Origin of the sequence: Natronolimnohabitans innermongolicus JCM 12255, assembly GCF_000337215.1 — an archaeon.
Taxonomy (GTDB): Archaea; Halobacteriota; Halobacteria; order Halobacteriales; family Natrialbaceae; genus Natronolimnohabitans; species Natronolimnohabitans innermongolicus.
The window spans coordinates 1-13305 of the sequence record NZ_AOHZ01000064.1 but is presented as its reverse complement, the minus strand read 5'-3'; the positions used below and the strand labels follow the sequence as shown (position 1 = coordinate 13305).

The 13305-nt window shown below is 66.8% G+C and carries 9 protein-coding genes and 1 pseudogene; 4 read left to right on the top strand and 6 right to left on the bottom strand.

Features of this window, described 5'->3' with window-relative positions; genetic code table 11:
• Positions 1–409: 409 nt before the first annotated feature.
• A complete protein-coding gene (locus C493_RS13575; RefSeq protein ID WP_007260024.1) occupies positions 410–3070 on the bottom strand; it encodes an efflux RND transporter permease subunit in 2661 nt (886 codons plus the stop codon).
• Between the two features lie 104 nt (positions 3071–3174).
• On the opposite strand from C493_RS13575, the gene C493_RS13570 reads away from it, so the two are divergent.
• Together C493_RS13570 and C493_RS13565 are read left to right on the top strand one after the other, a co-directional pair.
• Positions 3175–3840: a hypothetical protein gene (locus C493_RS13570; RefSeq protein ID WP_007260023.1), complete on the top strand. Its 666-nt coding sequence runs from the start codon at positions 3175–3177 to the stop codon at positions 3838–3840.
• Between the two features lie 148 nt (positions 3841–3988).
• The gene (locus tag C493_RS13565; protein WP_007260022.1) at positions 3989–6793 is read left to right on the top strand and encodes a valine--tRNA ligase; all 2805 of its coding nucleotides are present in this window, start codon (positions 3989–3991) and stop codon (positions 6791–6793) included.
• A gap of 58 nt (positions 6794–6851) precedes the next feature.
• Here C493_RS13565 and C493_RS13560 read toward each other — a convergent pair whose 3' ends face one another.
• The 5 genes and pseudogenes from C493_RS13560 to C493_RS13540 form a co-directional block, all read right to left on the bottom strand.
• Positions 6852–7880 (bottom strand): hypothetical protein, encoded by a 1029-nt coding sequence (locus C493_RS13560; RefSeq protein ID WP_007260021.1) that lies wholly within the window; start codon positions 7878–7880, stop codon positions 6852–6854.
• Positions 7881–7974: 94 nt separating this feature from the next.
• Positions 7975–8810, bottom strand: a pseudogene (locus C493_RS13555) (ABC transporter permease subunit).
• Complete coding sequence (locus C493_RS13550) at positions 8810–9592, bottom strand: ABC transporter permease subunit (protein ID WP_007260020.1); 783 nt, start codon at positions 9590–9592, stop codon at positions 8810–8812. The pseudogene C493_RS13555 and the gene C493_RS13550 overlap by 1 nt, the downstream one beginning before the upstream one ends.
• On the bottom strand, positions 9589–10542 hold the full coding sequence (locus tag C493_RS13545; protein ID WP_007260019.1) for an ABC transporter ATP-binding protein: 954 nt from the start codon (positions 10540–10542) through the stop codon (positions 9589–9591). Before C493_RS13545 ends, C493_RS13550 begins: the two co-directional genes overlap by 4 nt.
• A gap of 121 nt (positions 10543–10663) precedes the next feature.
• Positions 10664–11383, bottom strand: a complete 720-nt coding sequence (locus C493_RS13540; RefSeq protein ID WP_049889364.1) for a DUF1405 domain-containing protein — start codon at positions 11381–11383, stop codon at positions 10664–10666.
• 101 nt (positions 11384–11484) lie between these two features.
• Between C493_RS13540 and C493_RS13535 the strand changes: the two genes are divergently transcribed.
• Together C493_RS13535 and pdxS are read left to right on the top strand one after the other, a co-directional pair.
• Positions 11485–12297 carry an acetoacetate decarboxylase family protein gene (locus tag C493_RS13535; RefSeq protein ID WP_007260017.1) on the top strand — a complete coding sequence of 271 codons (813 nt, stop codon included), beginning with the start codon at positions 11485–11487 and terminating at the stop codon, positions 12295–12297.
• 86 nt (positions 12298–12383) lie between these two features.
• Positions 12384–13298, top strand: coding sequence for a pyridoxal 5'-phosphate synthase lyase subunit PdxS (pdxS, locus tag C493_RS13530; RefSeq protein WP_007260016.1), 915 nt, complete (start codon positions 12384–12386; stop codon positions 13296–13298).
• Positions 13299–13305 lie beyond the last annotated feature (7 nt).

Here is a 13305-nt window from a genome sequence, read left to right as displayed (position 1 = left end):
CCCCGCGACGGCGGCCGTTTGGCATCAACGGGTTTGCCGGGGTTCGACCGAGTGAGCGAAGCGAGCGAGAGAGGACCCCGGTAAAAGAGGTTGCTGTACTTGCCGCGTCGTTCGGTGGTGACTCTGAACAAAAAGCAGTAGTATAGCGGTGACAGGCGAACGTCTACAGCGGTAGCCGCGGGAGGAAGTCACGGCCCCTGGTAATTCGTCGTCTCAGACGAACCCGAACACGATCACCAGAATCGCGACGTTGAGGGCCGCGAACGCGATCCTAAAGGCGACGACCGCGAAGGCGTACGCCGCTGGTTTCGAGGAGGATCGCTCTCTGAAAGTGCGGAAGCCGCGACTGCGCAGGTTGTGCCACCCCGTGGCGTCGACGAGGATGTAGGAGCTGTCGCCCTCGAGCGGGCTAGGATCGCCACTCGAGGACGCGCTCGCGAAGCACGAGCAGACACGGCAGCACGGTTAGACACGCGATAAACGCGAAGACGATGCTGAGGCCGGTCACGAGCCCGAACCGCTGGAGCGGCGGGGCGAGCGCCAGCGCGAGGACGCCGAACCCGGCTGCCGTGGTCGCCGCGCTACCGAGGAGGGCGCCGCCGGTCCCGGTGATCGTCGCCGCGAGCGTCTCGGGAAGCGACTCGCGTTCCGCTCGCTCGGCGACGAAGCGCTCGCCGACGTGGATGCTGTAGTCGACGCCCAATCCGATCGCGAGACTCGTGATGACCGCCGTCTCGCTGTTGAACGGGATGTCGAGGACCGCCATCGTGCCGAGCAGCCACGCGAGCGCGGCGACGACCGGCGCGAGCGTGATCGCGCCGAGCGAGGGCGCCCGGTGGCGCACCCAGTAGAGGATCGTCAGGAAGACGAGGATAACGACCAGCGTGACCGCGAAGGCCTGAACGAGCGTCTCGAGCAGCGCGTCCTGGACCACCGCGGTCGTGACGGGGCCGCCGGCCGCAACCGCCGTGACGGCGTCGGTGTCGTCTTCGATCGCACTCGCGACGTCGCGCGTGTCGTCGGCGATGGCCTGTGCAGACTCGTCGCTCTGGACGTCGACGATGAGGCGTGCGGACTCGTACTCGCCGCCGTCCCCGCGGTAGACGACCTCCGAGGCGCGGTCCGAATCGACCTCGAACAGCACGTCGTAGAAGCCGGCGACGTCCTCGTCCGGCAGTCCGTCGTCGGTCGTGTCGCGTTCCGCGAGGGCGGCCGCGACCGTCTCGTTCTCGCTCGCGACGTCGCGGATCACCGACGGCGGCCCCTCGATTGCGGGGTCGCCGCCCGGTCGGAGCGCGATGGTGCTGTTCTCGCCGACCGAATCGCCGGCGTCGTCCATCGCGACGAGTGCGTCCGGATCCGTGACGTCACCGCGTATCAGTATCTGGGTCTGTCCGTCCTCGCCCTGTCCGCCGAAGTTCTCGCCGAGGTACGCGGCGTCGTCGCTGATCGTGTACGTGTCGGGGGCGAACGGCCCCGGCAGGGACTTGGCCCACTCCGGGGCGTCCTCGGGGAGGAAATCCGCCTGGTTGAACTCGGTGTCGATCGTCGTCGCGCCGTAGGCGCCGCCGGTGGCGAGCAGGAACGCGACGATCACGACGCCGAGGGGTGCCCGCTGTGGGATGGCGGCCACGCCGGCGAGAACCCGATTTCCGATCCCGGTTCCCGATCCGAAGGCTCGTTTCGCGCGATTCCGGCCGAACCTGTTCTCGAGTACGTCGTCGACTTCGACTTTTAGCGCCGGAACGAGCACCGCGAAGGCGACGAACGTCGCGAGGATGCCGCCCGCGCTGAGGAGCGCGAAGTCCTGAATCGCCGGCAGCGGGCTGACGACGTTCGAGAGGAAGCCGACGCTCGTCGAGACCGTCGCCGCGCCGAGCGCCAGGACGACGCCCGCGAGGCCGAGTCGCATTCCCGCTTTCGAGTCGACGGCACCGCCGTTGGCCGCTTGAACGGCGGTCGCTTCCTCGCCACCGCCACCGGAGACGTCTCCCGCGGGCGAGGACTCGAGTTCGCCCTGTCTGGCTTCCCGATATCGCATCACCACGTGGAGTGCGTAGTCGATGCTCAGTCCGATCAACAGGAAGGGGACGGCGATCAGGAGTTGACTCGTGGGGATCTCGAGCCAGCCCAGAAGACCGGCGAGCCAGGCCATCACGACGCCGATACCGAACAGCCCGATCAACACGTCGACGACGTCCCGGTAGGTCACCGCGAGCACGCCGAGGACGAACACGAGCGCGACGGGCGTGATGATCGCGAAGCTGTCGCCGACGGCGTTCGAGGAGGCTTCGTCGCTGATCCCCTGGCCGAAGACGAACGCGTCGGCAAAGCGCTCGTCGACGCGGTCAGCGATCTCGACCTGTGCGGCGTAGGCGGCTTCGGGGTCGTCGTCGTCGCCGCTGTCGTCGACCTGGAAAACGAGGGAGAGCCGGGACTCGGCGTCCGTCTCGCCCGGTTCGTAGTCCGCCGGCAGGAACTCGTAGGGATCCGCGTCGGGTCCGGAGAGGTCCTGTTGGGTTCCGGCGCCGGCACCGTCGCCGTTCTCGACGTCGTCGGGATCGAGGACGTCCGCCAGCAGTTCGTCGACCTCGTCGTCCGAGCGCTCCTCGAGCGCCTCGATCTGCTCCTCGAGGGTCGGCTGGCTCGTATCGGGAGCGCCGTTGGCCTCCATCGCGCGGTCCTCGAAGACCGCCGTCGTCGCGACGACGTTCTCGAGGCCGACGACGCCGGGGTCCTCGAGCGTCCCATTGAGGTCGGGATCGTCGCGGATCTCCTGTTGGAGTTCGAGCCCCTCGAGCAGGGAGTCACGCGTGAGCACGTCGCCGTCCTCCTCGCGGACGACGAGTTGCGCGACGATCGTGTCGTCGGTGTCGTAGGTCCCCTCGATCGCTTCGAGCGCTTCGGTCTCCTCGGAGTCGACGTCGAACTGACCGATCTCGCCTTCTTCGTTCTCGCCGATCGCCACGCCGGCGGCGACGACCGCAGTCAACAACAAGACGAGGACGATCACGAGCCGACTGTGTGAGACGATCCAGTCTGCATACCGGGTCGCGAGACTGTCGCTCACTGGCGCTCACACCTCCCCACGTGCGAATACATTACCGGTCTCTCGAAGCGGGAGACTGATAGCCGTTCGGATCGAACCAGGTTTCGTATAATCCGAATCCGATTATGAACACGGAAATCGACCGCGAACGCGGCGTCCTCAGCCCCGCGGATCGCGCCTATCTGCTCGGGGAGCGAGAGATGAGCCACGATCAGTCGAAGCGGAACGCGGAGGCCCGTATTCGAAGACGGATTCGCGCTGGCATCTGTGACTTCGACCTGTTCTTACAGACGCTCCCGGAGAAGGACCGTCGGCAGGTGTTCGACCCGCCGGAATCCGACGAGGAGCTCATCGGCGGCGTTCGGGCGATGCTCGCGTTTGCCTACCTGGGCCTCGAGGAATCCGGCGGGGACTTCGAGTCGGTTCTCGAGCGCGCGGTCAGAAGCTGCGAGGAGTATCTCGCGGCGGCCGAGAGCGACGAGACCGTCTCGGTCGACGTCACCTTCGAGGTCGAGACGACCGTCGACTCCTCGCTGTCGGACGTCGTCGCCCGCCTCGAGGCCGACGAGCCGGTGATGCCCCGCGAGCTGTTTACCGTCGTCATGCAGGGCGATCACGATCCGACGGTCCACGACCGGATCACGCTCGTCAACGTGGACGACGACGAGCTCAAAGACGGCTTTCTCGAGCGCATGGCGACGTATCTCGATGCGAACGTCCGGTACGCGAACGACTCGAGGGCGATTATCGACTTCGAGGGCGAAGGTCGGGACGACGAACCGGAGCGCTGATCGGACGACGAAACACCTAACACCGTTCCCGGAGCAACGAGTACGTATGAACCGTCCCGTCGTAACCGACGCGTTCGGCGGCCGCCGCGACGCGCTTTTCGTAGGGGCCCCGTAGCCCCGCTCCTCCATCCCCGTTTCGACGGATGTATTGTCGGCGACCAGCATTCACCGAGCAACGACTCGTATCTCCGATGATCGAACACGACGACGCGACCACGACGACGCACCGACGACGCCCCTCGCGGGCAGTGAGAGCATGAGCGCTGACAGCCCCGAAGCGACCGGCGAGGGTGACGGCGAAAGCGACGCCGCGACAGGCGAACCGTCCCTCGAGGGCGGCTACGACCCCGAAGCGGTCGAGAACCGCTGGCAGGACCGGTGGGTCGACGAGGACGTCTACGCCTACGAGAGCGATCCCGAGCGCGATCCCAACACCGTCTACGCGATCGACACGCCGCCGCCGACGGTCTCGGGGAGCCTGCACATGGGCCACCTCTACGGCTCGACGCTGCAGGACTTCGCCGCGCGATTCCAGCGGATGGCCGACGGCGAGGTCCTCTTTCCCTTCGGCTACGACGACAACGGGATCGCAAGCGAGCGGTTGACCGAGGACGAACTCGACATCCGCCACCAGGAGTACGAACGCCGCGAGTTCCAGGAACTCTGTCGCGAGGTCTGTGCGGAGTACGAGGCCGAGTTCACGGACAAGATGCAGAACCTCGGCACCTCGATCGACTGGAACGAGACCTACAAGACGATCGAACCCCGCGTCCAGCGCATCTCGCAGCTCTCCTTCCTCGACCTCTACGAGAAGGGGCGCGAATATCGGAAGAAGGCGCCCGCGATCTGGTGTCCCGACTGCGAGACGGCGATCTCGCAGGTCGAGATGGAAGACGACGAGCGCGGCTCGCACTTCAACGACATCGCCTTCGAGGTGGCCACCGACGGCACCGACCGCGACGAGTTCGTCATCTCCACCACGCGACCCGAACTGATTCCGGCCTGCGTCTCCGTCTTCGTCCACCCCGACGACGAGGAAAACCAGGACCTCGTCGGCGAGGAGGCCCGGATTCCGATCTTCGGCCACGAGGTGCCGATCATCGCCGACGAACGCGTCGACATGGAGAAGGGAACCGGCGTGGTCATGTGCTGTACCTTCGGCGACCAGAAGGACATCGAGTGGTACCAGGCCCACGACCTGCCGCTTCGCGTCGCCATCGACGAGTCCGCGACGATGACCGACCTCGCCGGCGACTACGAGGGCCTCTCGACCGAGGAGGCCCGCGAGGCTATCGTCGAGGACTTAGATGACGAGGGCTCCCTCCGCGACCGCTGGGAGATCTCCCACGCCGTCCAGGTCCACGAACGCTGCGAGACGCCCGTCGAGTTCCGCGTCTCCAAGCAGTGGTACGTCGAGATCCTCGACCACAAGGAAGAGTACCTCGAGGCCGGCCGGGAGATGGACTGGTACCCCGAGAAGATGTACACGCGCTACCAGCACTGGATCGAGGGCTTAGAGTGGGACTGGCTGATCTCCCGCCAGCGCGACTCGGGGATCCCGTTCCCGGTCTGGTACTGCGCGGACTGCGACGAGGCGATCACGGCCGAGAAGGCGGACCTCCCCGTGGACCCCCTGAGCGACGAGCCGCCGGTCGACGCCTGTCCCGAGTGCGGGGCCGACGACTTCGTCGCCGAGGAGGACGTCTTCGACACGTGGGCGACCTCTTCGCTCACGCCGCTGATCAACGCGGGCTGGGACTGGGACGAGGATGGCGAGGAGTTCACGATGGAGAAGCCGGAGCTCTACCCCTTCGATCTGCGCCCGCAGGGCCACGACATCATCTCGTTCTGGCTGTTCCACACCGTCGTCAAGTGCTACGAGCACACCGGCGAGGTCCCCTTCGACGCGACGATGATCAACGGCCACGTCTTAGACGAGAACCGCGAGAAGATGTCCAAGTCGAAAGGCAACGTCGTCGAGCCCGACGAGGTGCTCTCGGAGTACCCCGTCGACGCCGTCCGTTTCTGGGCCGCGAGCGCCGCCGTCGGCGACGACTTCCCGTACCAGGAGAAGGACCTGACCGCGGGCGAGAAGCTCCTGCGCAAGCTCTGGAACGCCTCGAAGCTCGTCGACACGCTCGCGCCCCGCGAACCCGACGAACCCGAGGAACTCGAGGCCATCGACCGCTGGCTGCTCGCCGAACTCGACGACGCCGTCGCGGAGCTCACCGACATGCTCGAGGAGTACGAGTTCGCGAAGGCCCGCGACCGCCTCAGAACCTTCTTCTGGAACACCTTCTGCGACGACTACCTCGAGATCGCCAAAACGCGCGAGGACGAGCCGTCGACGCAGTACGCGCTGCGGACGGCCCACCGGACCTTCCTCGAGCTCTGGGCGCCGTTTCTCCCCCACGTCACCGAGGAGATCTGGCAGGCGGTCTACAGCGACGATTCCGAGGACCTCGAGGCGACCAGCATCCACGTTCGCGACTGGCCCAGCCCGCAGGGGTACGACGCCGACCTCGAGGCCGGCGAGACCGCCATGGAGGTCATCTCGGCGCTGCGACGCTACAAGAGCGAGAACCAGCTGCCGCTGAACGCCGACCTCGAGTCGGTCTCCGTCTACGGCCCGATCGAGGGTTTCGAGGACGCTATCCGGAACGTGATGCACGTCCAGGAGCTGACGGTCCTCGAGGACGAACCCGAAGTGACGACCGAGGTCGCGAACATCGACCTCGACTACTCGACGCTCGGGCCGAAATTCGGCTCGAAGGTCGGCGAGATCGATTCGGGGATCGAGAGCGGCGAGTACGAAATCGACGACGACGCGGGCGTGCTTCGCGTCGCCGGCGAAGAACTCGAGGGTGACCTCTTCGACGTCGAACTCGAGCGCACCTACTCCGGCGCGGGCGAGATGATCGAGACCGAGTCGGCGGTCGTCGTCCTCGAGTAGCCCGATTTCGTTGCGGCGTTTTTCTCTCCGATCGGCGGGAACTGACTCCAAAACCGTCTCAGTTGATCGCCAGCTCCTCCCGCCAGGTCGCCGTCGCGACGACGCGATCCTCGTCGACCTCGAGCGATCGATCCTCGCCCGACGCGCCGAGGACCGCCTCGAGGGCGTCCTCGTCCGGATCGTCGATCACCGCCGCGAAGTCGCCGATCGCCGTCTCCTCGTCTGCGACCGTAAACGACGAGACGATCCCGTCCGCGCCCTCGAGTTCGTCGGACTCGAAATCGACGTCGACGAGCCCGTCGGCCGGGTCACCGTACTGCCCGGCGACGACGTCGCCGTCGCCAGCACGCTCGAGCAGCCACGCGATCGTTTCGGAGTCGTCCGCCGCCCGATCGGTCTCGCCGTCAGCGGCCTCGATCGCCGCCTCGAGCGCGGTCGGCGGATCGTCGACGGCCGGGGTCGCTTCGGCGACCAGAATCGCGTCCGTCCCGACGGCGACCGCCGCGTCCGCCTCGGCGTCGACCGGCTCGTATAGGTCGTACTCGCCGATCTCGTCCGTGCGCTCGAACTGCCGGAGGAACTCGGCCTCCGCGTCGGCGGTGATCTGGGCGTCGATTTCGGCGGGATCGATATCGCCGGCCGCGACGAACGCCCGGTCGGTCAACAGCAGATCTTCGACGGTCGAGTCGAACGCCTCGGCCTCGAGGAGCCGGCCGAGCCTGTACTGGGCGAGGGTCAGCCCGACGTAGAGATACGCCGAGAGCAACGCCGCAGAGACGGGCGCGACCATCGGGTCCGCGTCGAACTCCGGCGGCACTTCCTCGTCCGGTTGCTCCCCCTCGAGTTCCGCCTGAACGTCGTCGCCGACGGCCGTCCAGTCCACGAAGACGAACTCGAGAGCGTCGTCCTCGAGGGTGAGCCACCGGCTGTAATCGGGGAATTCGTCTGCGTCGTCGGTAGCGTTTCCTCCGTCGTCTTCCTGAGCCGTCGCGTCGGCTGCAACCCAGCCCGCGGCACCGACAGCGGAGAGCGCCGCGAGTCCGGTCGCGCCCGCAAGCTCGAGGACGGTCCGCCGACTCGAAGTCATGGCCGTGTCCCACACCGACGACCCCGATATAGCCGGGGCCTTCCTTCGTCGCGAACTGACGGTTAGCCGCTCGTGGAACTGCCGTCGTAACGGGTCAGATATCGCGTCGCGTAAAGAGCACCACCGAGAGCGCGACGAGCGCGAGAAACGCCACCAGGAGGATGCCGGCGTCCGCGAACGCGTACTCCTCGCGGACGAGGATCGCCGTCTCGTCGTAGTACCGACTCGGCGTCGCCGCGCCGATCCACTCGAACTCCGGGTCCAGTCCGGAAACCGCGTCAACCAGCCAGAGGACGAACACGAGGGTCAACGCCGCGGCTCTGGCGGTCCTCGGCCGGTCGACGAGCACCGAGAGCACGAGCCCGATCCCGGCACAGACCAGCAGGTAGGGGACCGAGAGCAGGTGCACCATCGAGAGAGCGACCGGGTCGAACGACTCCCCGATGACGAGCGCCCCGACGTAGACGACGACCGCCACCCCGACGTTCAGGACGACCAGCGGCACCCACAGCGCGGCGACCTTCTGGAGGACGACCGACTCGCGCGAGACCGNCGCGCTCAGAGATGTGTATAAGAGACAGGCCCCGCGCCGACGTACGCGAAGTAGACGCCGACGAGGATCACCCAGAAGAACGAGTAGATTTCCGCGGCGATGAACCCCTCGATCGTGTGCAGCGCTTCGATTCCGAAGAGATCGAAGAAGAAGGCTGGAAACGCCTGCTCGAGCGCCTCCATATCCTCCGAGAGGCTAGGAAACATCGAGAAGTACAGCGCCGCGAGGAGAGCGAAGACGACGACGAGGACGACCGAGCCGCGGACGCGCTTTCCCGACTCGAGGCGGAGGATGGCCGTCGCGCTCCCACCACCGCCCGTCGCCGAGGAGTCGCTCGCGGCGGTCGTCGCGGGATCGCCGCCCGTATCCGCCGTCATCAGATATCCCTCCGGACGAAGACGACGGTCGCGACGGCGAGCAACGCGAGAAACGCCGCCAGGAGGACCCCGGCGTCGGCAAACGCGTACTCCTCGCGGACCAGAACCGCCCCCGGATCGACGTACCGACTCGGCGCGATCGCGCCGACCCACTCGAAATCCGGGTCCATGTGGGAGAGCCCGTCGACCAGCCAGAGGACGAACACGAGCGCCAGCGCGGCGGCCTGGGCGCTCTCGACGCGCTCGAGAACGACCGAGAGGACGATGCCGATCCCGGCACAGACCAGCAGGTAGGGGACGGTAAACAGGTGCGCCATCGCGAGCGCGACGGGATCGAGCGTCTCGCCGATGACCCGGATACCGAGGAAGAGGACCGCGAACAGGCCGACGTTCAGCGCGACCAGCGGCACCCACAGCGCGGCGACCTTCTGGAGGACGACCGACTCGCGCGAGACCGGCGTCGAGAGCGTGAGATCCATCCGGCGCGTGCGGATGTCGTCGACGATCATCCCGGCGCTGACGTACGCGAAGTAGATGCCGGCGAACAGCACCCAGACGAGCGAGAAGACGTAACCGCCGACGAACCCCTCGATCGTGTGTATTTCCTCGATCCCGAGCAGTCCGAGCAGGACGGGCGGAAACGCCTCCTCGATGAGTTCGGCCTCTTGCGCGAAGCCGGGGAAGACGGCGAGCACGAACGCGACCAACAGCCCCAACAGGCCGGTCAGGACGACCGAACTGCGGACGAGTTGCCCGGACTCGACGCGCAGAATAGCCGTCATCCTCCCCCCGTGGACGCGTCGTTCCCGTAGTAGTGTTTGAAGATGTCGTCGAGCTGTGGATCCCCGATATCGACGTCGTCGACGTCGAACTGGACGAGATGCTCGAGCAGCGCGGCGGGCTCGCCGGTGTAGGTAAACCGAGCCGTTCGGTCGACGGTTTCGACGTCGATCATCGCCGGCGTCGTAAACCGCTCCTCGTCGATCGGCTCCGCCAAGTGCACTCGAACGTCCTTTCCGCCGCGCTCGAGCAGGTCGTCGATATCCTCGAGGGCGACCAGCGCGCCGTCGCGGATGATGCCCACTCGGTCGCAGACGCGCTGGACCTCGCTGAGGACGTGCGAAGAGAAGAAGATCGTCTTCCCGGCGTCGCGTTCGTCCTCGAGGAACGCGTGCATCCGGTCCTGTTTGAGGGGGTCCAGTCCGGACGTCGGTTCGTCGAGGATGACCAGGTCCGGATCGTGCATGAACGCCTGGACGATCCCGAGCATTCGCTTGTTCCCGTGCGAGTACGTCTCGACGGGCTTCTCGAGCGGCGGGTGAAACAGCTCCAGCAGTTCCTCCCGTCGTTCGTCGCCGCGCATTCGGGCGAAGTACTCGAGCACCTGCCGTCCGGTCAGTCGCTCCTCGAACCCGAGCGAGTCCGGCAGGTAGCCGACCTTCGATTTCGCTTCGGTGAGGGCGCGTCGATCCCGAACGTCCGCGCCGAGGACCGCCGCCGTGCCGGCGGTCGGTTTGATGAGTCCGAGGAGCAGTCGAATCGTCGTCGTCTTCCCCGCTCCGTTGGGGCCGAGGTAGCCGAATATCTCGCCCGCGTCGACGTCGAAGGTGACGTCGTCGTTGGCGGTGACGTCGCCGTAGCGCTTCGTGAGGCCGTCGATGCTGATCACGGGCGCCGCTCGATCGGAGTCGGGGTCGGCTGCCGTTTCGTCGACGTCGGTCTGGGTGCGCATGGAGTCAGTCATGTCCGGATACGGGGGCTTCAGCCGCTCGCGACGGGCTCTGTCGCTACTGACATTGCGATAACACATAAATTGCGGGCCGAATCGACGGCGTGCTCGCTCGCCGTCGGCTTCACCCGCTTTCCGACGAGCCGGGGTCGACGGCGCCGCGTTCGAACTTCTTGACCCGGATCGCGAGCGCGAGGAAGACCGCAAGTAGCGTAAACGTTACCTCGCCGGCTGCGACGACGCCCAGTGCGTCGGCGCCGAGAAACATCGGCTCGGTCTGGGAAACGGGGATCGACGTGTGGTGGACGCCGTGTGGCCCCTCGAGGACCGGAATAAAGTAGTCGACGATCACGTTGCTCGTGTACCAGACGAGCGCGACGGCGACGCCCCAGACGGGAAAGTCCGTGATCCGGTGGAGGACGAACGCCTGGACGACCATCGCGAGGTGACTCCAGAACAGGAACTGGTACATCAGGAAGTCGGTCTGGGCCAGATAGGTCTCGTGAAAGACGAGCAGCGTGTAGGGGGTCCAGAGCCCGAGTATGATGTTACCGAAGAAGGCAAGCGCCGTCAGCCACGGCAGTTCGTGGCCGAGCTTCCACGCCGCGATCGCGAGCGCGATCAGCAGCGTCGCCATCGGGCTGTCAGGAATCCAGGGCCACATCGCCGCCGGCGTTTCGGAAAACTGTCCGGAGTAGTACCAGAAGCCGAAGACGGTCCCCGCGAGGTTGATCGCGACGACGAGCCACGCGAACCGCAGCCCGAGATCCTCGAGGGTCTTCGGAACGGGTGCGAGCCACCGCGGGAGCGGATCGCGATCGGGCAACTCGGTCGTCGCGAACATCGTTTCATCCGACGTGACGGTCGTCACGCGCAAAACAGTAGCGGTCGGCGGCGGCGCTCGAGGCACCTACTGCTAACTGGGTCGCCGTCCTCGCCACTCGTATGCAGCCTGCCCCCGCGGATCGACGGCGCGTTACGCTCTCGACCGGCCACGAGGTCACCCTGCCGCTCGAGTTGTCGCTCGCGCTCGGCGGCGTGACGCTCCCCGCGCGACGAAATCGACTGGAGTCGCTCCTCCCTGACGGACTCTCTTCGCTCGCGATCGCGCCCGGCGTCGGGTGCGTGACGCTCGTCGGAATCCAGTACCACCGCGTGGGCGGACGAAACGACGGTGTCGCTGCGGACGGCGACGACGAGAAGCGGGTCGGCGCCACCGGCGGCCTCGAGCCCTACGACGAGTTCGCCGTCATCGTCCCCGCGGTCCGCGGGGGTCGGACGACCCGCCCGTTCGCGCAGGTCGTCGGCGGAGAACTCGGCGGCTACGTCCACTGGCTGCCGGTCACGACGGAGCCGTCGGTCGCGCTGGGCCGCGAAATCTGGGGCTACCCGAAAGAGCGCGCCGAGATCACGGTCACCGACGGACCCCGGGCACTCCGGACCGTGGTTCGCGAGACCGACGGCACGCCGCGCGTTCGTCTCGAGGTGTCGCGACCGCGATGGGAGCCTCGAGTCGGGACTCGAGCGCGCGACTGGACGCTTCGGAGCTACACGACGAAAGACGGCGACCTGCTGCGGACGCGGGCCGAAATCGAGGGCGAAATCGCCGTCGGCTCGCCCCGCGGTGCGACCGTCGAACTCGACTCGAGGCTGTGGTCGCAACTGGGCTGTTGGACCCGGCCGATCGCGCGCCTGTACGGCGCTCGAGTGCGGGCGCGCCTCGCCGCGGGGACTCCGCTTTCGGACGGGGACGAGTGACCGAGCGGCGAGTCCGTCGAGGCAGTCCGGTGACGGTCCCGTGGCAAACGGACACGCGTAAGTGCTGCGCCTCATAACCCGGTAGTATGACCGACACAGCAGCGACCGATCTCGAGGACCTGCGCCGGGGCACCGACCTCGTCAAGCGCGGGTTCGCCCAGATGCAGAAAGGCGGCGTGATCATGGACGTCGTCAACCCCGAACAGGCCCGCATCGCCGAGGACGCCGGTGCGGTCGCCGTCATGGCCCTCGAGGCCGTGCCGGCCGACATCCGCAAGCGCGGCGGCGTGGCTCGGATGGCCGATCCCGCGGACGTCCAGGAAATCGTCGAGGAGGTCTCCATTCCGGTGATGGGGAAAGCCCGCATCGGCCACACGAAGGAAGCCCAGATCTTAGAGGCCGTCGGCGTCGACATGATCGACGAGTCCGAGGTTCTGACGCCGGCCGACGACGCCTACCACATCGACAAGCGCGACTTTACGGCGCCGTTCGTCTGCGGCGCGCGCAACCTCGGCGAGGCCCTGCGCCGGATCGAGGAGGGCGCGGCGATGATCCGGACCAAAGGCGAGGCCGGAACGGGTGACGTCAACCAGGCCGTCCACCACCAGCGGACGATCAAGGGCGAGATTCGGAAACTCGAGGGCATGAGCCACGAAGAGCGCGAGGCCTACGCCCGCGAGATCGAAGCGCCCGCGGAACTGGTCCACGAGACCGCGGAGATGGGTCGGCTGCCGGTCGTCAACTTCGCGGCCGGCGGCATCGCGACGCCCGCCGACGCGGCGCTGATGATGCACCACGAGTGCGACGGCATCTTCGTCGGCAGCGGCATCTTCGGCGCGGAGAACCCGCCCGTGATGGGCGAAGCGATCGTCGAGGCCGTCAACAACTGGGACGACGCCGAGGCGCTCGCGGAGATTTCGAAGAACCTCGGCAAGGGGATGAAAGGCGACGCGAACGTCGACCTCCCCGAAGAAGAGAAGCTGCAGGGTCGCGGCGTCTAACGACGGC